Below are 21,706 nucleotides of genomic sequence, written 5' to 3'. Positions count from 1 at the left end.
CGGTTAGGCCCACAGCGACCCGGGGCGGCCCCCGTCGAGGGTGACCACGCCGCCGTTGACGATCGCGGCGTGGGGCGAGCAGAGGAACGTCACCGCCGTCGCCACCTCGTCGGCGGTGATCGCACGCCCCAGCGCGTTGTCGGCGGCCTTGACCAGGTAGTCGCCGTCGTCGGCGTTGCGCTCGGTGACGGTGAGGCCGGGGTGCACGCACACGGCGCTGACGCCCTGCGGCCCGAGCTCGTCGGCGAGGTTCTTGGTGAGCGCCACGACGGCGATGTTGCGCACGGAGCCGGTGATCGAGCCGGTCTTGCGGGCGTTCATGCCGGAGACGTTGACGATCCGCCCGCCCCCGTCGAGCAGGTACGCCGCCGCCGCGCGCACGACGCGGGCGTAGCCCAGCGCCTTGGTGTCCATCTCCACCAGGAACTCCGCGTCGTCGAGGCCGGCCAGCCCCGGGGTGCGCCCGCCGCTCGCCCGCGGAGCGGCGGCGTTGACCACCACGTCGAGGCCGCCGAGCCCGCCCGCGGCGCGCTCCACCGCGGCCCGCACGGCGGCGTCGTCGGTGGTGTCGGCCTGCACCGTCACCGCCCCCTCGAGGGAGGCCGCGGCCCGCTCCAGCGCCTCGCCGTCGCGGGCCAGCAGCGCCACCCGCGCCCCCTCCGCGCTGAGGCGACGCGCCGTCGCCAGGCCGATGCCGCGGTTGCCGCCGGTGACGAGCGCTCGGGCGCCCGAGAGTCCCAGGTCCATGCGCCGAGCCTAGGTCGCCGCTGCCAGCGCGGCGCCGTGGCCGGACGGCCGGTCGTGTGGACCGCCGACCGGCGAGCCGTGGGTGCCCCAGGCAAGAGTCGAACTTGCGACCTTTCGCTTAGGAGGCGGCTGCTCTATCCACTGAGCTACTGGGGCGGGTGCGTCGTGCGCGCCGACATCCTGCCACGTCACCGACCTCCGTCCGCGCGCAGACCGCGATGTGCGGCACGTCCGGCGCGGCGGTTGGGCGCGCGAGGTGATTTGGGTGTAACGCGGCTGTCGCCGCACACTAGGTCGACCCGTCTACCGTGGGTCCGCATCCCCGACTCCCGAGGTGACAGTGCCCGACCAGACCGAGCACGGCTCGACCGGCCAGCCCGACGTGGCGACTCCCGACACCGCCGTGACCCGCACCGGGAAGCGACGCGCACGACGACGCCGATCCCACACGGTCCTCAAGGTCGTGCTCACCACGGTGCTCGTGCTCGGCATGGTGTCGGGGCTGTCGGTCACCTACCTCTACCGCCACCTCAGCGGCAACCTCACGGTGCTCGACATCGACGACCAGATCGTGGGTGAGCGCCCTGACAAGGTCGAGGTGGCCGGACCCCAGGAGCCGCTCAACATCCTCGTCATGGGCTCCGACAGCCGCGACGGTGAGGGCAACAACATCGACGGGCTCACCGGCGGGGGCGAGCGCTCCGACACCACGATCTTCCTGCACCTCTCGGCCGACCGCGAGCGCGCCTACGGCGTGAGCATCCCGCGCGACTCGATGGTCGACCGCGCCAGCTGCAAGACCGGCGACGGCGAGACCATCCCGGCGGCGTCCTACCAGATGTGGAACACCGCCTTCGAGCTCGCCGGGCCCGCCTGCACGGTCCAGCAGTTCGAGCACCTCACCGACATCCGCCTCGACCACTTCGTCGTCGTCGACTTCGAGGGCTTCGAGGACATGGTCGACGCCGTGGGCGGCGTCGAGATGTGCATCCCCGAGACCATCGACGACCGGGCCCACGGGATCTACCTCGAGGCCGGCACCCGCGAGCTCGAGGGCCGCGAGGCGCTGAACTACGTGCGCGAGCGCTACGCCGTCTCCGGCGGCAGCGACATCGGTCGCATGAAGCGCCAGCAGGCGTTCATCGCCTCGATGGCCCACACCGTGGTCTCGGCCAACACCCTGGCCAACCCCGCGCGGCTGCTCGGTTTCCTCGAGGCCGCCACGGAGTCACTCACCCTCGACGACGACATGGGCAGCCTGGCCAAGATCGCCAAGCTGGGCTACGAGTTCCGCGACATCGGGCTGGACAAGATCCAGTTCCTCACCATCCCCAACACCGTCGACCCCACCGACCCCAACCGGCTGGTGTGGACCGATCAGGCCAACGACGTCTGGAACGCGCTGCGCAAGGACGAGCCCCTCACCAAGGAGCTCAGCAGCACCGCGATCAGCGCCGGCAACGTGCCCGGCACGACCGGGGCCGGCGGCTCCGGCGGCAGCGGCGGCGGGGCCGGCGCCGAGGCGAAGGCCGAGGAGCTGCGCGCCGCCGGTCTGTGCGCCTGATGGCGACCGCGGGCGACACGCCGGGCGACCTCCCGGCCGAGACAGCGTGGCAGCGCCGCAAGCGCCTGGCCGAGATCTTCGGCGACGCGCTCCCCGAGACGACCCGCGACGAGCGGGACGCCTCGGGGGAGCGCGAGCGCCGCGACGGCGACACCTGGCTGCGCGAGCAGGTGCCGCCGCACCACGGGTCCTGACCGACGGGTCCCGGCCCGCCGGGCGGGCCGGGCCCGGGTCAGACGCCGGGGGTCTGCTGGCCCTTGAGCGCGTCGCGGATCTCGCGCAGCAGCATCGTGTCCTCGGGCGTGCCGGGAGGGGCGCTGGGGAAGTAGCGCTCCTTGGCCTTGGTGAAGGGCGTGACGATGAAGAAGTAGACGACCGCGGCCATGATCACGAACGAGATGAGCGCGGTCAGCCACGCGCCGACGGAGACGCCGCCGGGCTCGTAGCTGGAGAAGTTCGGCGTGCCCCCGATCTTGCCGATCAGGTCCATCAGCACGTCGACGGTCGCGGTGACCACGGCAGCGAAGGCGGCGGCCATGATGAAGGCCGTGGCCAGCTCGACCAGGTTGCCGCGGAGCAGGAAGTTCTTGAATCCACCGAGCATGGGCTCTCCCTCGGGTGCGCGGGACGGGCCGGTCCCGCCCCCGGGCGGCACGCTAGCGGGCCCAGGCCCAGGTGAGGAAGGTGCGCACGGCCGCGTCGGCCAGGCCCGCGACCAGCACGTCGGGGGCTGCGACCACCACCACGCGACCCGTCGTGCCCAGGCCCGCTCCCGTCTGGCCGCCGGCGCCGGCCGACCCGTCGCCCGGCAGCGCGACCACCTGCACGCCCGGAGCCACCACCCGGGGCTCGGCGCCCTGCGGGTCGGTGGCGATGAGGTCGATCCGGTCGCCCACGCGCAGCAGCCCGGCCATCTCGGCGTCGGGCAGCCGCACCGGCACCGCGGTGAGGCCCTCGGGGGCGAGGGCGGGCCCGACCAGGCGCACGTCGGTCACGGCCTCGCCGCGGCGCAGCGGCGCCGCGAGCACCCGCCCCACCGGGTCGGGCGCCAGGCCGGCCGGCTGCGTGCCCGGCACCTGCTCGACGCGCACCAGGTCGGCGGCGGTGAGCTCGGTGCCGGCCGGCAGGTCGTGCGCCGCCACGAGCAGCGGGCGGGTCGGCGCCGCCGGGGCGGTCGCGGCCCGGAGGCCGGCGACCACCGCGATCGCGGTCAGCAGCGCGGCGAACCCCCGGCGGCGGGCGAGCACGGAGCGCCGGACGGCGCGCAACGGCTCCCGCCACCGGCGACGCGACGGGCCGTGGGGCCCGTCGGCAGCCGTCGTGCGTGACCGGTCGGCGACGGGAGCCGGGAAGGAGCGCATGACCCGACGCTAGGCCGGATCACCGGGCTGTGCGGCGGCCTCTCCACAGGCGCGGTGCGGGCCGGTCGGCCCGGGTCAGCTCGAGCTGGCGGCCGGCTTCGCGGACGAGGACGAGGACGACGACGAGGTCGACGGCGTGGAGGACGAGCCCGACGAGGACGAGCCGGAGTCCGACCCCTTCGACGAGCCCGACCCGCCCGAGGCGGCCGGCGCGGCGGGCGTGGTCGAGGACGACCCGGCGTCGGAGGAGGTCGTGGTGGAGCGGCTGTCGTTGCGGTAGAAGCCGGAGCCCTTGAAGACGACGCCCACGGCGTTGAACACCTTGCGCAGGCGCCCGTGGCACTGGGGGCACTCGGTGAGCGAGGCGTCGGAGAAGCTCTGGAACTGCTCGAAGGCGTGCCCGCACTCGGTGCAGGCGTACTGGTAGGTCGGCACGGTTCTCCCCGGTCGGACTCGACGGCTTCCGGGGGAGGGATTGGCACTCCGACCCGGCGACTGCCAATGCTACGTCAAGGCACAATGAGGTCCACCATGACCGACCCCGCCGCCCCGTCCTCGCCCGATCCGACCCAGGTCGGCCCGGCCTCGTGGCCGCGGCGCACCCGCCGGGCCTGGGCCTCCGGCTGGGGCGTCTTCCGCGGCCTGCCCCGCTCGCTGCGCGTCTCGACGTACGTCGTGGTGGGTCTCGTGCTGGTGCTGCTCGCGGGCCTGGTGACGGCCACGGTCGTGGTGCGCCGGCCCTTCCCGCAGACCACGGGCGAGGCCAGCCTGCCGGGCCTGGAGGGCGAGGTGGAGGTCGTGCGCGACGACCACGGCGTGCCGCAGCTCTACGGCGACTCGGTGGAGGACCTCGTGCGCGCCCAGGGCTACGTGCAGGCCCAGGAGCGCTTCTACGAGATGGACGTGCGCCGCCACGCCACCGCCGGCCGGCTGGCCGAGCTCTTCGGCGAGGCCGCCCTGGAGAGCGACCTGGTGGTGCGCACGATGGGCTGGCGCCGGGTGGCCGAGGAGGAGCTCGGCCTGCTCGAGCCCGAGACCCGCGCCGCGCTCGAGGCCTACAGCGAGGGCGTCAACGCCTACCTCGACCAGCACGACCCCTCCGAGATCGCGATCGAGTACACCCTGCTCGACCTCAGCGGCCTCGACTACCGCCCCGCCGACTGGACGCCGGTGGACTCCCTGGCCTGGCTCAAGGCCATGGCCTGGGACCTGCGCGGCAACATGTCCGACGAGATTGACCGGGTGCTCACCGCCGCCGACGTCGGCCCGGAGCGCGCCGCCGAGCTCTGGCCGCCCTACCCGTACGACGAGCACGCGCCGATCGTCGACCAGGGGGCGGTGGTGGACGACGTCTTCGAGCAGGACGCCGAGCGGGGCGGCTCCCGCAACCCGGTCCGCCCGCCGTGGCGCGCCGACCAGGTCGCGGCCCTGCGCGCGGTCGGTCGCGGTCTGGAGGACCTGCCGGCGTGGCTGGGGCGCGGCGACGGCGTCGGCAGCAACTCCTGGGTCGTCGACGGCGAGCACTCCACGACCGGCGCGCCGATCCTGGCCAACGACCCCCACCTCGGGGTCGGGCTGCCCGGGGTCTGGATGCAGATGGGCCTGCACTGCCGCACGGTGTCGCCCGCCTGCGCCCTCGACGTCGCCGGCTTCACCTTCTCCGGGGTGCCGGGGGTGGTGATCGGCCACAACGCCGACATCGCCTGGGGCTTCACCAACCTCGGCCCCGACGTCACCGACCTCTACCTCGAGCGCATCGACGGCGACAGCTGGATCCAGGACGGCGAGCGCCGCCCGCTGCGCACGCGCACCGAGACCGTGGAGGTGCGCGACGGCGACGACATCACCCTCGAGGTGCGCGCCACCGCCCACGGGCCGATCCTCTCCGACGTCTCCGAGGCGATCGGCCGGGTCGCCGACGCCGAGGCGGCCGACCCGCCCGGGGGAGCGGTGCGCGAGGGCGAGGAGCTCGCGGTGTCGCTGCAGTGGACTGCCCTGCGCCCGGCCCCGACCGCCGACGCGATCCTCCAGCTGAACCTGGCCACCGACTGGGACTCCTTCCGGGCCGCGGCCTCCTCCTTTGCCGTGCCGGCGCAGAACCTCGTCTACGCCGACCGCGAGGGCCACATCGGCTACCAGGCGCCGGGGCGGATCCCGATCCGCAAGTCGGGCAACGACGGGCGGCTGCCCGCCGCGGGCTGGCGCTCGGAGAACGACTGGACCGGTGACTACCTGCCCTTCAGCTCGCTGCCCCACGTGCTCGACCCCGAGGACGGCTTCGTCGTCACCGCCAACCAGGCCGTGGTCGCGCAGGACTTCCCCTCCTTCTTCACCGACGACTGGGACCGCGGCTACCGCTCCCAGCGCATCCGCGACGTGCTGGAGGACCGCTTCGCCGACGGCGGCACGGTGTCGGTGGCCGACATGACCGACCTGCAGCTCGACACCGCCAGCGCGCTGGGGCCGGTGCTCACGCCGTACCTGCTCCAGCAGCGGATGCCCGGCGGCTACTACACCGGCGGGCAGCGCCAGCTGCGCGACTGGGACTTCACCCAGCCCGCCGAGGGCCCGCAGAGCGCGGCGGCGGCCTACTTCAACGTCGTGTGGCGCACGGTGCTGCAGCAGACCTTCGACGACGAGCTCTCGCCCGAGGTGCGCCCCGACGGCGGCCAGCGCTGGTGGGCCGTCATGGAGCGGCTGCTGCGCGAGCCCCGGGACCCGTGGTGGGACGACGTCACCACCGAGGACGTGGTCGAGACCCGCGACGACGTGCTGCGCCAGTCGATGCTCGACGCCCGCGACGAGCTGACGCGCCTCGACGCCCACGACGCCGACGACTGGGAGTGGGGCCACCTGCACCGCCTCGAGCTGCGCGAGCAGACCCTCGGCGACTCCGGCATCGCGCCGGTGGAGTGGCTGGTCAACCGTGGCGGGTGGAAGGCCGGTGGCGGCGGCTCCGCGGTCGACGCCACGGCGTGGGACGCGGCCGAGGGCTACACCGTGACCGCGGCCCCCTCGATGCGGATGGTGGTGTCGCTGGCCGACCTCGACGACTCGCGGTGGATCAACCTCACCGGCGTCAGCGGCCACCCCTTCCACCCCCACTACACCGACCAGACCGACCTGTGGGCGCGCGGGGAGACCCTGGCCTGGGCATTCAGCCCCAACGCCGTGCGCGCCGCCGCCGACGACACGATGACGCTGGCGCCCGCCGAGGAGTAGACCGGAGACCAGGCCGGTGGAGCAGGCCGGGGCTCAGCGCAGTCGCACCACGCCGGCGGGGCTGACGGCGGCGGTGACGGGCAGGTCGTGGGCGTCGACGGGCACGTCGAGGCCGACCTCCTCGTCGTGCAGCAGCACGCAGGTGACGGTGCCGACCGGCACCCGTGCGAGCGCCCGGTCGTAGGAGCCGCCCCCGCGGCCGAGCCGGTCCCCGCGCGGTGAGACGGCCAGGCCCGGCACGAGCACCACGTCGGCGGTCGCGACGGCCTCGGGGCCCAGCCGCCGGCCCACGGGCTCCAGCAGGCCCCGGCCGGCGCGGGCGAGCGAGCCCGGCCCGGCGTACGCCGCCCAGTCGAGGTCGTCGTCGGGGAGCAGCACAGGCAGCAGCACGCGGCGCCCCGAGGCCTCGAGGGCGTCGAGCAGGGGAGCGGTGCCGGGCTCGTCGCCGACCGCGACGTAGGCCGCGACCGTGGCCGCGCGGCGCACCTCGGGCGCGGCCAGCAGGTGGGCCGCCACGGCCGCCGCGACCTCCGCCCGCTCGCTCAGCGGGCGCCGACGACGGGCGGTGACGAGCCGGTCGCGCAGGGCGGTCTTGGCCGCGGATCGGGCGGGAGGTTGCGAGGCGGCCACCCCGGAAGCCTACGATCGACATCATGGGTTCACCTGGCTTGCACATGGCGCGCGACAAGATGGCCGCCGCGGGGGTCGACGAGGTCGCGATCGACACGTTCTCCCACTACTACCGCCTCCTCGAGCACGGCGAGACCGGGATGATCCCGGAGTCGACCATCGAGCCGGTCGACATGGAGTCGCTGGCCGACGTCGAGGTCTCCGACGAGGTCGCCGCGCAGGCCATCCGCACCACCGCGGTGATCAAGCTCAACGGCGGCCTCGGCACCTCGATGGGCATGGACCGCGCCAAGTCGCTGCTGTGCGTGCGCCGCGGGCTGTCCTTCCTCGACATCATCGCCCGCCAGGTGCTGCACCTGCGCACGCAGTACGACGCCACCCTGCCGCTGATCTTCATGAACTCCTTCCGCACCTCGGGCGACACCATGGCCGCCCTCGCGCGCTACGACGACCTGCCGGTCGCCGGTCTGCCGCTGGAGTTCCTGCAGAACAAGGAGCCCAAGCTGCGGCTCAAGGACCTCGCCCCGGTCGAGTACCCCAAGGACCCCGACCTGGAGTGGTGTCCGCCCGGGCACGGTGACCTCTACACCGCGCTGCGGGGCACGGGCCTGCTCGACGAGCTGATCGCGGCGGGCTACGAGCGCGTCTTCGTCTCCAACTCCGACAACCTCGGCGCCGTGCCCGACGCCCGGGTCGCCGGCTGGTTCGCCGCGAGCGGCGCGCCCTTCGCCATCGAGGCCGTGCGCCGCACCCCCTCGGACCGCAAGGGCGGCCACTTCGCGCGCCGTCGCTCCGACGGCCGGATCGTGCTGCGCGAGACCGCGCAGACCCTCGACGCCGACAAGGACGCCCTGGCCGACCTCGACCGGCACCGGTTCTGCTCGACCAACAACCTGTGGTTCGACCTGGCCGCGATGAAGGCGGCCCTCGACCAGCGCGACGGCATCCTCGGCCTGCCCATGATCCGCAACGTCAAGAACGTCGACCCCGGCGACAAGTCCACCACCGAGGTCGTGCAGATCGAGACCGCGATGGGCGCCGCGATCGAGGTCTTCGAGGGCTCCACGCTCATCGAGGTCGGTCGCGACCGCTTCGTGCCGGTCAAGACAACCAACGACCTGCTGGTGCTGCGCTCCGACGTCTACGACCTGGGGCGCGACTTCGTGCTCGACCAGACCGCCGACGAGGTGCCCTTCGTCGACCTCGACGGCGACTTCTACAAGCTGGTCGGCGAGTTCGACAAGCGCTTCCCCGAGGGCGCGCCCTCGATGAAGGCAGCCTCCTCGCTGCGCGTCGAGGGCGACTTCACCTTCGGCAAGGGCGTGCAGGTCGTCGGCGACGTCGCGCTCTCCGCGCGCTCGGCGCAGCGCCTGCCCGGCGGCGAGGTCCTCACCGGCGAGGGCTCCACGGCCGGCGCCACCGACGGTCGTGCCCGTGGCTGACGCCCCGATCACCGTCGAGCAGCACCTCGCGCGGGTGCTGGAGGCGATCACCCCGCTGGGCCACGTGCAGCAGCCGCTGATGGAGACCCTCGGCCTCGCGGCCGCCGAGTCGGTCACCGCCGGCATCGCGCTGCCCTCCTTCGACAACTCCGCCATGGACGGCTACGCCGTGCGCCACGCCGACGTCGCCGACGCCGGCGAGGAGTCGCCCGTCGAGCTGCCCGTGGTCGGCGAGATCGGCGCCGGCAACGCCCAGCTGCTGACGCTGCCCCCCGGCACGGCGGCCAAGATCATGACCGGCGCGCCGGTGCCCAGCGGCGCCGACTGCGTCGTGCCCTACGAGTGGACCGACCACGGGGTCGCGCGCGTGCGCATCGAGCGCTCGCCCTCGCCGGGCCAGCACGTGCGGGTGGCCGGCGACGACGTCTCGGTGGGCGACCTGCTCATCGAGGAGGGCACCGTCCTGGGCCCGCGCCACCTCGGGCTGCTCGCCTCGGTGGGCCGCGCCAGCGTCGCCTCCCGGCCCCGCCCGCGGGTGGTCATCCTCTCCACCGGCACCGAGCTGCGCGAGCCCGGGCAGCCGCTGGGCCACGACTCGATCTACGACGGCAACTCCTACCTCCTGGCCGCCGCCGCGCGTCGCGCCGGGGCGCTGGCCTACCGCGTCGGGATCGTGCCCGACCAGCCGCGCGCCTTCCTCGACGCGCTGGCCGACCAGCTCGTGCGCGCCGACGTCGTGGTGACCTCGGGCGGGGTCTCGATGGGCGACTTCGACGTGGTCAAGGAGGCGCTGCGGCCGCTGGGCACGGTGTGGTTCGGCCCCGTGGCGATGCAGCCGGGCAAGCCCCAGGGCTTCGGCACCGTGGGTGACGACGCCACGCCGATCTTCTGCCTGCCGGGCAACCCGGTGTCCTCCTACATCTCCTTCGAGATGTTCGTGCTGCCGGCGCTGCGCAAGATGATGGGGATCACCCCCCACTCCCGCCCCCTGGTGCAGGCCCGGCTGACCCACGCCATCACCTCGCCGCCGGGTCGGCGCCAGTTCCTGCGCGGGGAGTACGACGCCGCCTCGGGGCAGGCCACCGTCACGCCGGTCGGCGGGTCGGGCTCGCACCTGGTCGGCGACCTCGCGGCCTCCGACGCGCTCATCGTGGTGCCCGAGGACACGCTGTCGATCGGCGCCGGCGAGCCGGTGCAGGTCATCCGGCTCGACGAGGAGTTCTGATGGGCGAGCGCCCGGGCGGGCTCACCCACGTCGACGAGACCGGCGCCGCGCGCATGGTCGACGTCTCGGCCAAGGCCGTCACCGCCCGCACGGCCTCGGCCTCGGGGCGTGTGCTCGTCTCGCCCGAGGTGGTCGGCCTGCTGCGCGGGGAGGGCGTGCCGAAGGGCGACGCGCTGGCCGTGGCCCGCATCGCCGGCATCATGGGCGCCAAGCAGACCCCCGCCCTGATCCCCCTGTGCCACCCGCTCGCGGTCTCCGGCGTCACCGTCGACCTCGCCGTGGCCGACGACGCCGTGGAGATCCTCGCGACCGTGCGCACCACCGACCGCACCGGCGTGGAGATGGAGGCGCTCACCGCGGTCTCGGTCGCCGCGCTCACGGTCGTCGACATGGTCAAGGCGGTCGACAAGGGCGCGGTGATCACCGACGTGCGCGTCGAGACCAAGACCGGCGGCAAGTCGGGGGACTGGGCGCGATGACCCCCGAGCCGACGACGCCCGCCGCACCCGCGCCCGCCCACGGCCTCCCCGCCGCGGTGGTCGTGGCCTCCAACCGCGCCTCCGCCGGCGTGTACGCCGACACCACGGGCCCGCTCATCGTCGAGGCGCTGCTCGGGCTGGGTTTCGAAGTCGGTGAGCCGGCGGTCGTGCCCGACGGGGAGCCGGTGGCCGCGGCGATCCGCGCCGCGGTCGAGGCGGGGGCCCGCGTGGTTCTCACCACCGGCGGCACCGGCCTCACCCCCACCGACCGCACCCCGGAGGCCACCCGCAGCGTGGTGGAGCGCGAGGTGCCGGGCATCGCCGAGGCCATCCGTGCGCACGGCGTGGCCAAGGGCGTGCCGACGGCGATGCTGTCGCGCGGGCTCGCCGGCGTCGTCGGCACCACCCTGGTCGTCAACCTCCCCGGCTCGCGCGGCGGCGTCAAGGACGGCCTGGCGGTGCTGACGCCCGTGCTGGTGCACGCGGCCGAGCAGGTCGTGGGGAGCGACCATTGAGCCGTGACCAGCGACCCCCGCGGTCGGCCTGGCCCGTGGCCCTGCGCCACGAGGAGGTCACCGTGCGTCCGCTGCGCCGCGGCGACGCCGACGCCTGGCGCGCGACGAGGCGTCGCAACGCCGCCTGGCTGATGCCGTGGGACGCCACGGTGCCGCCGGGCGGCGACGACCGGCCCACGACCTTCCGGGCGCTGGTGCGCCGGCTGCACCGCCAGGCCCGCCACGACACGACGTACCCCTTCGTGGTCGAGGTCGACGGCCGCTTCGTGGGCCAGGTGACCGTCAACAACGTGGTGCGGGGCTCCGCGCTCTTCGCCTCGGTCGGCTACTGGCTCGACCGCGACGCCGCGGGTCGCGGCATCATGCCGCGCGCGGTGGCGATGGTCATCGACCACTGCTTCACCGGGCTGGGCCTGCACCGCATCGAGGTCGCGATCCGCCCGGAGAACTCCAACTCCCTGCGCGTGGTCGAGAAGCTGGGGCTCACCGAGGTCGGCTACGCCCCGCGCTACCTCCACATCGACGGCGCCTGGCGCGACCACCGGCTCTACGCCATCACCGCCGAGGACTGCCCCGACGGGCTGCTGCGCCGGGTGGTCTGAGCCCGCTCCCAGCAGCTGATCTGCGACACACGGGTTGACATCCGAGAGCCCCTGAGGCAGTGAACCTAGGCTGCGGGGGTGGACCTGAGCGCATTCATCTTCCTCGCCCTCGCCGTGGCGTGGGCCGTCTACCTGGTCCCGAAGGCCCTGCGCCACCACGACGAGGTGACGCGGAGCCGCTCGGTGGAGCGCTTCTCCCAGAGCATGCGGGTGCTGGCCCGGCGCGAGCCGGTCGACCGGCGCGACGCACGCCTGGTGGTGCAGCCCGGCCGGGCCCCCTCGGGCCCCGTGGTGACCACCAAGGGCGGTGCCGCGGCCGGCCCCGCCGGCGAGGCCGTGCGCCTGGAGTCCACGGTGTCCGTCTCCTCCCCGGCACCCGCGCCCCCGACCGACGCGACGGTCGACGCCGCCGGTGCTCCGACCCGTACGCCGTCGCCGGTGGCCCGTCGCGCGGCCGCGCGCAGCGCCGCGCGCCGCCGTCGCAACGTGCTGGCCGTCCTGCTGCTGGCCCTCGTCGTGGTCGGCGTGCTCGCCGCGACCGCGGTGGTCTCCTGGTGGTCGCTCACCGCCCCCGGCGCCCTGCTGGTGGCCTGGCTGGTGGCCTGCCGGCTGATGGTGCGCCAGGAGCGCGGTCTGGGCCGCGCCCGCCGCGCGCCCGCCACCCCGGCCGGCACCGCTGCCGAGACCGGCGGGACCGGCGCGACCGAGGACGCCCCCCACGCCGCCGTCACCTTCGTCTCCGAGGTCGTGCTCGACGTGGCCCTGGCCGCCGGGCCCCTCGAGGCGCCCGCGCCCGAGCCGCGCGAGGAGTTCGAGCTGCCCGGCGAGGTGACCGAGGAGATCAGCGCCGTGCAGGCCGACCCCACCCCGGACGCCGCCCTGTGGGACCCCGTGCCGGTCACGCTGCCCACCTACGTCTCCAAGCCCGCCGCGGCCCGCCGCACGGTGCGCACCATCGATCTCGACGACACCGGCGTGTGGACCTCCGGGCGCTCCGAGGCCGACTCGGCGCTGGCCCGCGAGGCCGACGACCAGGCCCGCGCGGCCAAGGCCGCCCGCGCGGAGGGGTCCTCCCGCCGCACGGGCTCCTGACGGGCATCGGATTCGTGACGACGCCGCGACGGTGCTAACGTTTCCCACCGCATCGCCCGCCGCTCGTCGGCGGTGACGCACCCGGGGCTGTGGCGCAGTTGGTAGCGCGTCTCGTTCGCAATGAGAAGGCCAGGGGTTCGAATCCCCTCAGCTCCACCGATCGACGCAAGGCCCGCAGCCCTCAGGCTGCGGGCCTTCGTCGTGCCAGGCGCAGGGCGTCGGCGATCGCGGGCCAGGCCAGCGCCCCGAGCCGCTGCGGCGCGCCCGCGTCGCCGCCGACCTGGTAGGGCCGGCGCAGGTCGGGCGCGTCCTCGCCGGGCAGCACCACGGGGTGACCGGCGGCGGGATCGACCAGCACCGTGGTCGTGAGTCCGGCCGAGGCGCGGCGCGCGGCGATCCGCCGGGCCTGCCCCTCGCTGTCCCACACCCGGTCGTCGCCGCCGGCCACGAGCAGCACGTCGCCGCCGATCCGCTCCACCGGGAGGGTGGCCGCGGCCACCGCCTCGGGGGCCGCCCGCGCGCGGCTGCGCTCGTAGACCTCCAGGAAGGCCGGGTCGGGCAGCGGGGTCCAGGTGCGGTCGAGCGGCACGAACGGCACCGGCTCGCCCCGGAGTGTCCACTTCGTGCGCGGCGGGTCGTCGTCGCTCTCCCGGGCGCCCTCCCAGGCCACGTCGGTGGGCGCCAGCGCCACCACGGCGTCGATGCGCTCGTCGTGGCAGGCCAGCAGCAGCGCGGCCTCCGCGCCGTACGACGTGCCGAGCGCGGCCACCCGCCGGCACGACGCGGCGAGCCGGTCGAGGGCGCCGGCGAAGGTCTCCAGGGGCACCTCGCACGGCTGGGCCGGCTGGCCCTGCCCGCCGAACCACCGCAGCGCCACCGCGGTGGCGCCGCGGGCGGCGAGGAGGTCGGCGCGCCCGGTGTCGAGGCGGCCGCTGGAGCCGGCGAGCACCAGCACGCCGGTGCCGCAGTCAGCCGCGGGCACGGGGGCTGACCAGTGGATGTCGGGGCTGGGCCTCACGTCCTCAGCGTTGCACGATCCTCACGCTGACCAGCTCGTGGCCGTCGGGGGCCTCGGCGTCGAGCAGGGCCAGGAAGTCGGCGGCGGAGCGGGGGTCCGGGCCCTCCACGTGGCGCTCGACCTCCTCGCCCCCCGCGTCGCGCGGTCGGTAGGTGCAGGTGAGCCTCATCGTGCGACCGTACGCGTCTCGCCGAGCCGCCGTGGCCCGCCGCCACCGGCGTGACGCTGCCGTGACGGAGGGCTGACGCGTGGGTGCCGCCCCGCGCCCGCCGCACCGCCCGGCCCGCCCTCGCCCGGGGTCCGCCGGGTCCGTCGAGCAGGTGACCTCCAGGGCGCGGCGGCAGGACCGTCGGCCCTCGGTGCCCCCGGCGGTCCGCCGCTGGCCGGGCTCGCCCAGCACCGCGACCACCTGACCGCGAGGGGGCCGGCTCAGGGCGCCGACACCGGCACGACGGCGACGGCTCCGAGGGCGTGCTCGACCACGATGGGGGCCACCGAGCCGTAGAGGAGGTCCTCCAGCGGTCCGTCGACCTGGTGGCCGACGACCACCAGGTCGGCGTCGCGTGAGGCCTCGACGAGGTTGTGGTCGGCGAAGCCCCGGCCCAGCCTGACCTCCACGTCGACCTCGGGGAACTTCTCGGCCATCCCGGCCAGCGACTCGGCCACCAGGGCCTGCTCGTCGGCGAGCTCGGGGGCGGGCAGCCCGCGCTGGATCGCCAGGGCCTCGGTGGCGTCGAAGTAGGAGTGCTGCACGATCAGGGGGCGCCCGCGGAAGGACGCCATCCGGAAGGCGAACTCGACGGCCGGGAGGGAGCGCGCGGTGCCGTCGACACCGACCAGCACGCCGGTCCGCGGGCGCTGCGGGTGGTCGGGTCGGCGCACCACCACCGGGCAGGAGGCGTGCTTGGAGACCGAGACGCTCACCGAGCCGAGGAGCAGGCTGCGCAGCGGGCCGCGGCCGCGGGAGCCGAGGACGACCATCGCGGCCTGGCGCGAGAGCCCGAGCAGCACGCCACGCGGGTCCGCGCTCGACATCACGCGGTGCACGACCACGCCGGGCGCCCGCTCGTGGGCGGTGGCCTCGGCGGCGGCCAGCAGCGCGACCCCGCCCTCGCGCACCTGGTCGAGCAGCAGGCCGTAGTCGATCGCCGTGGTGGCGTACATGCCGGACGCCGGCACCTGCACGGGCTCGAGCACGTGCACCAGGGTCAGCGGGCGCTGCTCGAGGTCGGCCTGGTCGCAGGCCCACACCAGCGCCTGGGCCGCGGTCTCCGACCCGTCGACGCCCACGACGATGCTGCCCGGTGGCACGTGGGCGGTCTCGCCGGCGCTCGCGGCGGGCAGGGTCTGGTCGTCGGGGCGAGGGGAGAGGTCCATGCCCCCAGCCTCGACGCACCGTGCGCCGCGGGGCAGGGGCGGACGTCCTGACGTCGGGGGTCGTGCGTCCCGGCCCCGCCGTGAGTCGAACCCGAGTAACTCACGTGTGTCACTATGGTTTGGTACGCCACCCGACCCGACGCGCGCAGGAGCAGCCATGACCAGCACCCTCGACCGCCCCGAGGCCGCCCTCGGCGGCGACCGGCTCGACGTCCACCGGCTCGACCTCCACCAGCTCGGCGCCCGCATCGGGGCGCGCGTCGACGGCGTGCGCCTCGGGGGCGACCTCGACGCGGCGACGGTCGCGGCCGTGCGCGGGGCCCTCCTGCGTCACAAGGTCGTCTTCTTCCGCGGCCAGGACCACCTCGACGACGCCGCGCACCAGGCCTTCGCCGAGACCATGGGCCCCCTCACGACCGCCCACCCGACCGTCAACACCGGTAGCGCCCGGGTCTTCACGGTCAGTGCCGACAAGGGCATGGCCGCCAACGCCTGGCACACCGACGTGACCTTCGTCGACCGGGTGCCCGCGATCAGCGTCCTGCGCGCCGTGGCGCTCCCGCCCTTCGGGGGCAACACGGTGTGGGCCAACACGGTGGCCGCCTACGACGCGCTGCCCGCCTCGCTGCGCGCCCTGGTCGACGACCTCTGGGCCGTCCACACCAACTCCTACGACTACGCCCAGCACGAGGAGGACTCCGAGGAGCCCGACGCGCGCTACACCCGCGCCGACTTCACCTCCCAGCTCTTCGAGACCGAGCACCCCGTGGTGCGCGTGCACCCCGAGACGGGGGAGCGCTCGCTGGTGCTGGGCCACTTCGTCAAGGCCTTCAGCGGCCTCAGCTCCGCGGAGTCCGTGGCGGTCTTCACCCTGCTCCAGAACAGGATCACCCGGCTGGAGAACACGATCCGCTGGACCTGGCAGCCCGGTGACGTGGCCATGTGGGACAACCGCGCCACCCAGCACTACGCCGTGGCCGACTTCGGCACGGCCTACCGCGAGATGCGCCGCATCACCGTGGCCGGTGACGTGCCGGTGAGCATCGACGGGCGTCGCAGCCGGGTGCTGCGCGGCGACGCGCAGGCCTACTCGCGCATCGACGAGCTGATCAGCTGATGCCGCTGCTCGACCTCGTCGACCCCGCGACCGGCGGCGTGCGCTCGAGCCTGGCGACCAGCGACACCGCTGCGGTGACCCGCGCGGTCGACGCCGCCGCCGCGGCCTTCCCCGACTGGTCGCGCAGCACGCCGGGGGCACGTGCCGACGCGCTCCTCGCCCTCGCCGGCCTCGTGGAGGAGCACGCCGAGGAGCTGGCGCTGCTGGACTCCGAGGACGTCGGCAAGCCGGTCCACCACGCCCGCGAGGAGCTGCCCGGGGTGGTCGACAACCTGCGCTTCCTCGCCGGCGCGTCCCGGGTGCCGAGCGCCGGCTCCGCCGGGGAGTACGCCGCCGGTCGCACCTCCACGCTGCGCCGCGAGCCGCTCGGTGTGGTCGCCCTCGTCACGCCGTGGAACTACCCGCTGCTCGAGGCCGTCTGGAAGGTCGCCCCGGCGCTGGCCGCCGGCAACACCGCGGTGGTCAAGCCCTCCGAGCTGACCCCGCGCTCGACGCTGCGACTGGTCGAGCTGGCCTCCCGCGTGCTGCCCGCGGGGGTGCTCGGGGTGGTGCTCGGCGGGGCAGAGGTGGGCCAGGCCCTCGTGCGCGACCCGCGGGTGCGTCTGGTCTCGCTGACCGGTGACAGCGCCACCGGCAGCGCGGTCGCGGCGACCGCGGCCGAGTCGCTGACCCGGGTGCACCTCGAGCTGGGCGGCAAGGCGCCCGTCGTGGTCTGCGACGACGCCGACCTCGACGACGCCGTCGCCACCCTGGTGCCGGCCGGCTTCCTCAACGCCGGCCAGGACTGCACCGCGGCGTGCCGGGTGCTGGTGGCCGACTCCGTCCACGACGCCTTCCTGGCGGCGTACGTCGAGGCCGTGCGCGACCTGCGCGTCGGCGACCCCGCCGACGAGGACACCCGGCTGGGCCCGCTGGTCAGCCGGCGCCAGCTCGAGCGCGTGGCCGGCTTCGTCGACCGCGCGGTCGCGGGCGGGGCCCGGGTCGAGGTGGGCGGGCGCCGGCTCGAGCGCCCCGGCTGGTTCTACGCGCCCACCGTGCTGACCGGGGTCGGGCAGCGCGACGAGGTGGTGCAGCGCGAGGTCTTCGGCCCGGTGGTGACGGTGCAGCGAGCCCCCGACGACGAGGCCCTGCTGGCCATGGCCAACGACGTCGAGCAGGGACTCGCGGCCAGCGTGTGGACCGCGAGCCTGGCCCGGGCCGACCGCTTCACCCGAGGCCTCGACTTCGGCACGGTGTGGGTCAACGACCACCTGACGACGGTCTCGGAGATGCCCTTCGGCGGATTCGGTGCGTCGGGCTACGGCGCGGAGCTGTCGACCCGCTCGATCGACGACTACTCCCGCTTCAAGCACGTGATGACGCGCGCGCCGCGCTGAACGACGCGCGCGCCGCGCCGACCGGTGCCGCCCCGGGTCGGGAGCCTCAGGAGACGGCGCGGAAGGGGTCGTGCTCGGCGAGCAGCCTGTCGACGCGGGCCTGGTCGAGACGGGTGGTGACCGCGCTGTTCTCCTGGTTGTCGCGCACGACCTTGGCCAGGGTGAAGGAGGAGGAGACCAGGAAGAGCGTGGTCATCGCGAGGAAGGCCCGCACCCACGGGTCGACCGGCAGGTAGAGCACGGCGATCGCGAGGCCGAGCAGGGCGGCGCCGAAGGAGATCGCGGCCTGGGCGAAGAAGGCCGCGGTGTTCTGGGTGCTGCGGGGGTTCGGCGAGCTCATGGTGGTCCTCCTGGTCGGGGCCGGGGTGGCCGGTGTGCCCACCAGCCTGGCGGCGCCCGCCGCGCCGCGCCTGAGCCCGAGTGCTCAACCGGCCCGGGTGCGGCTACCATGGTCGCGGCGCCTCCGGGTGCCCCGGCGCCCGTGGCGCCAGGGGCGGCCCGCAGCCGCCAGGCGGTCACCACCCGGTGACCGCGGCTCCACGCCGAGACCGGCAGCAGCCCCTCGGCGTCCCGAACCCCCGTGGTCGGGTCGGGGCCGAGACACGCGATGGACACGTGACGCAGCGGCCGCCCGGCCCGTGCGTCCGAGACGGTCGCCGCGCCGCCGGCGCGGGCCGCCACCCCGCGACGGGGTCGTGCACGCCGGGCGCTCCAGAGGAGGAGTACGTGGCTCGACGAGACCAGCGCCGCTCAGGCGGGTCCCGCACCGCGACGCGCCAACGGCGCGTGCGCGACATCGACAACGAGGGCATCATCCCGGTGCTGGCGCGTGCCGTGCGCGAGGTCGAGAACGGCGTGGCCCGCGGGTCGGTCGCCTCCTCGCTGCGCACGAAGTTCCAGGTCGTCGCGATCCTGGTGCGCGAGGAGCGGGCCCGCGTCAAGGCCGACGAGGAGGTCACCGAGGCCCAGCGCGCCGAGCAGCTCAAGCGCCTCGACGGCGTGGCCACCATCCTGGCCAAGACCGCGGCGCGCGACACCTCCCTGCTGCAGCTGCTCGCCGAGGACGCGCGGCTCTCGGAGTCGGCCGCGCTGCTCAAGCGCGAGATGCTCGAGGCCGCCGGCATCGAGCAGCGCGTCGTGGCCGACCGCGAGGAGACCCCGGCGACCGGCCTGGCCGAGAAGCGGATCGTGCCGCAGTCGGTGATCGCCCGGAAGCTGGCCAACCCCTTCCTGGTGCCCGACTTCGCCAACGCCGAGCCCACCGAGCCGCGCCCGCGGCGCCTGGCCGGCTGGGAGCTCATCGGCCCCCTGCTGCGCTCCTTCGAGTACGCCGGCGGCCACTCCGCGTGCATGCCGCTGCCCGACACCGCGTCCGTCGCGGCGCCGGGCCGCCTGGAGCTGATGCACCACCAGGCGCAGGTCGTGCAGGCCGCCGCCGACGGCCACCGCACCTTCCTGCTGGCCGACGAGCCGGGCCTGGGCAAGACCGCCCAGGCGCTGCTGGCCGCGCAGGCGGCGGGGGCCTACCCGCTGCTCGTCGTGGTGCCCAACGTGGTGAAGACCAACTGGGCCCGCGAGGCCGAGCGCTGGACGCCGCACCGCGCGGTCACGGTGGTCCACGGCAACGGCGACACCGTCGACGGCTTCGCCGACATCGTGGTGGTCAACTACGAGATCCTCGACCGCCACGTGGGCTGGCTGGGCGACCTCGGCTTCCGCGGCATGGTGGTCGACGAGGCCCACTTCATCAAGAACAAGACCTCCCAGCGCTCCCAGCACGTGCTCCAGCTCTCCGAGCGGATCCGCGCCCGCATCGCCCGGCCGCTGCTGATGGCGCTCACCGGCACGCCGCTGATCAACGACATCGAGGACTTCCGCGCCATCTGGCAGTTCCTCGGCTGGACCGACGACAAGACCCCGCGCGCCCGGCTGATGGAGAAGCTGGAGGAGACCGGGATGACCCCGGCCGACCCGGCGTTCTACCCCGCGGCCCGCGCGGCCGTCGTCGACATGGGCATCGTGCGGCGCCGCAAGGTCGACGTGGCCTCCGACATCCCCGCACGTCGCGTCGCCGACCTGCCCGTCGAGCTCGACGACGAGATCGGCCGCTCCATCCGCGAGGCCGAGCGCGAGCTGGCCCGCCGCATGGTCGCGCGCTACGACACCGCGCTGGCCACCCGCACCTCGGGCCGCACCGTGGCCGGCATCGACCACGAGCTGGTGCGCCGGGTCGCGACGTGGGAGCGCGAGGACACCACGACCACGAAGACCGACGAGAACGTGTTCTCGATGATGCGGCGCATCGGCCAGGCCAAGGCCGGTCTCGCGGCCGACTACGCCGCGCAGCTGGCGCGCAACGTCGGCAAGGTCGTCTTCTTCGCCAAGCACCTCGACGTCATGGACGTCGCGGAGGAGACCTTCGCCAAGCGGGGCATCAGCTACGCCTCGATCCGCGGCGACCAGACCCCGCGCGTGCGGCAGAAGAACATCGACGCCTTCGTGGAGGACCCCGACGTCCAGATCGTCGTCTGCTCGCTGATGGCGGCCGGCGTGGGGCTCAACCTCCAGGTGGCCTCCAACCTGGTGCTCGCCGAGCTGTCGTGGACCGACGCGGAGCAGACCCAGGCCATCGACCGGATCCACCGCATCGGCCAGGCCGAGCCGGTGACGGCGTGGCGGATCATCGCGGCGCAGACCATCGACACCAAGGTCGCCGAGCTCATCGACAGCAAGGCCGGCCTGGCCGCCCGGGCGCTCGACGGCTCCGACGACGAGGTGTCCAGCTCGGTCGACGTGCAGCTCGAGGCGCTGGTGGCGCTCCTGACCGAGGCGCTCCAGGCGCGCGGCTGAGAGTCGTCCCGGGGCGCGGCCCCGGGACGGCTCAGCGAGCGGTCGCGGGGCTGCCGGTGCCGAAGACCAGCTCCGGGCCGGTCGGCAGCTGGAACTCCGCGCTGACCGGTCGGCACCGCGGTGCCCTGACGTCGCAGGCGACGACCACGGTGCGCCCGCTGGGCCCGGCCGAGGAGCCGTCGGCGCTCGCCGCGCCGTAGTAGGTGTCCTGGTCGATCCAGCCGCCGAGCTGGAACCACCGCTCGCCCGGGTCGAAGCGCACCGGCACCCCCGAGGCGGCGTCGTAGGCCCGGGGCGGGGTCGCTGCGCCCAGGGGGTGGATCAGGTCGCCGGCCGGCGACAGCAGGGCGCGGGCGTCGGGCCGCTCACCGTCGCGGGCCAGCCTCAGGTGGCCCGCCGTCGTCCGCACGACGTCGACCTCGGAGCCCAGGGAGCGGTCCACCCGCAGGTCGTCGGGGGCCGGCCCGCCCGGCCCGCCGTCGAGCGGCAGCCGGGTGACGCCCTCGACCAGGGGGTCGGCGACGTAGGCGGCGTCCTCGTCGAACCCGACGAACGTCGGGGGCTGCGCGGCGTAGAGCGCGGCGACGTCGACCGTGGGCCGCGCGGGACGGGTCCGCAGCACCTCCTTGCCGGTGGTCACGTCGAGCACGACGGCGACCGCCGCCGCGACGCCGGCCGCGTCGGTGGGCCCGTGCACCCGGTCGAGCAGGCCCAGGTGCCGCCCGTCGGTGGACAGGGCCAGCCGGTCGGTGTCCACCTCCGCGACCGCCACGGGGTCGGCGCCGTCGGTGAACCACAGCGTGCCGCGGGCCAGGTAGTAGACGCCGGCGGTCGTCACCACGAACGCCTCGGGCGCGGGGCGCACGTCGAGCTCGACGTCACCCACGTGCAGCGACCGGCCGACGGCCCACGCCGGCGCGGCGACGTCGTAGGTCGGGGCTCCGACCGGCACCGTCAGGTCGCCGGCCGCGCCCTCCTCACCCGCCGGTGCGCACCCGGCGAGCGCCGCGGCGAGTGCGAGCACGAGGGCCGGCACCTGGGTGCGCGTGCGTCGCGAGAGCATCCGCCACCGCCGTTCCTCGGCCCGTG

General features: G+C 74.9%; 22 protein-coding genes and 2 tRNA genes. 13 read left to right on the top strand and 11 right to left on the bottom strand.

Annotation, left to right across the window (positions count from 1 at the left end):
* Positions 1–3 precede the first annotated feature (3 nt).
* Both M3673_RS05845 and M3673_RS05840 read right to left on the bottom strand, forming a co-directional pair.
* On the bottom strand, positions 4–747 hold the full coding sequence (locus M3673_RS05845; protein ID WP_251532548.1) for an SDR family NAD(P)-dependent oxidoreductase: 744 nt from the start codon (positions 745–747) through the stop codon (positions 4–6).
* Between the two features lie 83 nt (positions 748–830).
* Positions 831–903 (bottom strand) — tRNA-Arg (locus tag M3673_RS05840).
* A gap of 178 nt (positions 904–1,081) precedes the next feature.
* On the opposite strand from M3673_RS05840, the gene M3673_RS05835 reads away from it, so the two are divergent.
* Positions 1,082–2,311: an LCP family protein gene (locus M3673_RS05835; RefSeq protein ID WP_251532547.1), complete on the top strand. Its 1,230-nt coding sequence runs from the start codon at positions 1,082–1,084 to the stop codon at positions 2,309–2,311.
* Complete coding sequence (locus tag M3673_RS05830; RefSeq protein WP_056865804.1) at positions 2,311–2,505, top strand: hypothetical protein; 195 nt, start codon at positions 2,311–2,313, stop codon at positions 2,503–2,505. Before M3673_RS05835 ends, M3673_RS05830 begins: the two co-directional genes overlap by 1 nt.
* Before the next feature lie 38 nt (positions 2,506–2,543).
* On the opposite strand, the gene M3673_RS05825 is transcribed toward M3673_RS05830, so the two are convergent.
* The 3 genes from M3673_RS05825 to M3673_RS05815 form a co-directional block, all read right to left on the bottom strand.
* The gene (locus M3673_RS05825; RefSeq protein WP_251532546.1) at positions 2,544–2,915 is read right to left on the bottom strand and encodes an MscL family protein; all 372 of its coding nucleotides are present in this window, start codon (positions 2,913–2,915) and stop codon (positions 2,544–2,546) included.
* A gap of 52 nt (positions 2,916–2,967) precedes the next feature.
* Entirely contained in the window at positions 2,968–3,672 is a 705-nt protein-coding gene (locus M3673_RS05820; protein ID WP_251532545.1) for an SAF domain-containing protein, read from the bottom strand.
* A gap of 75 nt (positions 3,673–3,747) precedes the next feature.
* Positions 3,748–4,107, bottom strand: coding sequence for an FmdB family zinc ribbon protein (locus tag M3673_RS05815; protein WP_193663882.1), 360 nt, complete (start codon positions 4,105–4,107; stop codon positions 3,748–3,750).
* 96 nt (positions 4,108–4,203) lie between these two features.
* On the opposite strand from M3673_RS05815, the gene M3673_RS05810 reads away from it, so the two are divergent.
* Complete coding sequence (locus tag M3673_RS05810; RefSeq protein ID WP_251532544.1) at positions 4,204–6,894, top strand: penicillin acylase family protein; 2,691 nt, start codon at positions 4,204–4,206, stop codon at positions 6,892–6,894.
* 33 nt (positions 6,895–6,927) lie between these two features.
* Here M3673_RS05810 and M3673_RS05805 read toward each other — a convergent pair whose 3' ends face one another.
* Entirely contained in the window at positions 6,928–7,524 is a 597-nt protein-coding gene (locus M3673_RS05805; RefSeq protein WP_251532543.1) for a 5-formyltetrahydrofolate cyclo-ligase, read from the bottom strand.
* A gap of 23 nt (positions 7,525–7,547) precedes the next feature.
* Between M3673_RS05805 and M3673_RS05800 the strand changes: the two genes are divergently transcribed.
* The 7 genes from M3673_RS05800 (at position 7,548) to M3673_RS05770 (ending at position 13,035) form a co-directional block, all read left to right on the top strand.
* A complete protein-coding gene (locus tag M3673_RS05800; RefSeq protein ID WP_251532542.1) occupies positions 7,548–8,966 on the top strand; it encodes a UTP--glucose-1-phosphate uridylyltransferase in 1,419 nt (472 codons plus the stop codon).
* Positions 8,959–10,191 carry a gephyrin-like molybdotransferase Glp gene (gene glp, locus M3673_RS05795; RefSeq protein WP_056865806.1) on the top strand — a complete coding sequence of 411 codons (1,233 nt, stop codon included), beginning with the start codon at positions 8,959–8,961 and terminating at the stop codon, positions 10,189–10,191. The genes M3673_RS05800 and glp overlap by 8 nt, the downstream gene beginning before the upstream one ends.
* On the top strand, positions 10,191–10,670 hold the full coding sequence (gene moaC / locus M3673_RS05790) for a cyclic pyranopterin monophosphate synthase MoaC (protein WP_193663813.1): 480 nt from the start codon (positions 10,191–10,193) through the stop codon (positions 10,668–10,670). The genes glp and moaC overlap by 1 nt, the downstream gene beginning before the upstream one ends.
* Positions 10,667–11,185, top strand: coding sequence for a molybdenum cofactor biosynthesis protein B (locus M3673_RS05785; RefSeq protein ID WP_251532541.1), 519 nt, complete (start codon positions 10,667–10,669; stop codon positions 11,183–11,185). The genes moaC and M3673_RS05785 overlap by 4 nt, the downstream gene beginning before the upstream one ends.
* A 35-nt stretch (positions 11,186–11,220) precedes the next feature.
* Positions 11,221–11,787, top strand: coding sequence for a GNAT family N-acetyltransferase (locus tag M3673_RS05780; protein WP_251532540.1), 567 nt, complete (start codon positions 11,221–11,223; stop codon positions 11,785–11,787).
* A gap of 78 nt (positions 11,788–11,865) precedes the next feature.
* Positions 11,866–12,879: a hypothetical protein gene (locus tag M3673_RS05775; protein WP_251532539.1), complete on the top strand. Its 1,014-nt coding sequence runs from the start codon at positions 11,866–11,868 to the stop codon at positions 12,877–12,879.
* Positions 12,880–12,962: 83 nt separating this feature from the next.
* Positions 12,963–13,035 (top strand) — tRNA-Ala (locus M3673_RS05770).
* Between the two features lie 25 nt (positions 13,036–13,060).
* Here the strand turns inward: M3673_RS05770 and M3673_RS05765 are convergent.
* The 3 genes from M3673_RS05765 to M3673_RS05755 form a co-directional block, all read right to left on the bottom strand.
* Complete coding sequence (locus tag M3673_RS05765; RefSeq protein ID WP_251532538.1) at positions 13,061–13,897, bottom strand: acyl-CoA thioester hydrolase/BAAT C-terminal domain-containing protein; 837 nt, start codon at positions 13,895–13,897, stop codon at positions 13,061–13,063.
* A 4-nt stretch (positions 13,898–13,901) separates the two neighbouring features.
* A complete protein-coding gene (locus M3673_RS05760) occupies positions 13,902–14,066 on the bottom strand; it encodes a hypothetical protein (RefSeq protein ID WP_251532537.1) in 165 nt (54 codons plus the stop codon).
* A 260-nt stretch (positions 14,067–14,326) separates the two neighbouring features.
* Positions 14,327–15,274 carry a universal stress protein gene (locus tag M3673_RS05755; RefSeq protein WP_251532536.1) on the bottom strand — a complete coding sequence of 316 codons (948 nt, stop codon included), beginning with the start codon at positions 15,272–15,274 and terminating at the stop codon, positions 14,327–14,329.
* 157 nt (positions 15,275–15,431) lie between these two features.
* On the opposite strand from M3673_RS05755, the gene M3673_RS05750 reads away from it, so the two are divergent.
* Together M3673_RS05750 and M3673_RS05745 are read left to right on the top strand one after the other, a co-directional pair.
* Positions 15,432–16,391 carry a TauD/TfdA family dioxygenase gene (locus M3673_RS05750; protein WP_251532535.1) on the top strand — a complete coding sequence of 320 codons (960 nt, stop codon included), beginning with the start codon at positions 15,432–15,434 and terminating at the stop codon, positions 16,389–16,391.
* Positions 16,391–17,767, top strand: coding sequence for an aldehyde dehydrogenase family protein (locus tag M3673_RS05745; protein WP_251532534.1), 1,377 nt, complete (start codon positions 16,391–16,393; stop codon positions 17,765–17,767). Before M3673_RS05750 ends, M3673_RS05745 begins: the two co-directional genes overlap by 1 nt.
* 46 nt (positions 17,768–17,813) lie before the next feature.
* Here the strand turns inward: M3673_RS05745 and M3673_RS05740 are convergent, their stop codons facing one another.
* Positions 17,814–18,107 (bottom strand): YiaA/YiaB family inner membrane protein, encoded by a 294-nt coding sequence (locus M3673_RS05740; RefSeq protein WP_251532533.1) that lies wholly within the window; start codon positions 18,105–18,107, stop codon positions 17,814–17,816.
* 386 nt (positions 18,108–18,493) lie between these two features.
* Between M3673_RS05740 and M3673_RS05735 the strand changes: the two genes are divergently transcribed.
* Positions 18,494–20,617 (top strand): DEAD/DEAH box helicase, encoded by a 2,124-nt coding sequence (locus M3673_RS05735; protein WP_193663789.1) that lies wholly within the window; start codon positions 18,494–18,496, stop codon positions 20,615–20,617.
* Positions 20,618–20,648: 31 nt separating this feature from the next.
* Here the strand turns inward: M3673_RS05735 and M3673_RS05730 are convergent, their stop codons facing one another.
* Positions 20,649–21,680 carry a hypothetical protein gene (locus M3673_RS05730; protein WP_251532532.1) on the bottom strand — a complete coding sequence of 344 codons (1,032 nt, stop codon included), beginning with the start codon at positions 21,678–21,680 and terminating at the stop codon, positions 20,649–20,651.
* Between the last annotated feature and the right edge of the window lie 26 nt (positions 21,681–21,706).

The organism is Nocardioides sp. P86 (assembly GCF_023712465.1).
Taxonomy (GTDB): Bacteria; Actinomycetota; Actinomycetes; order Propionibacteriales; family Nocardioidaceae; genus Nocardioides; species Nocardioides kribbensis.
This window is presented reverse-complemented; position numbering and strand designations above follow the sequence as displayed.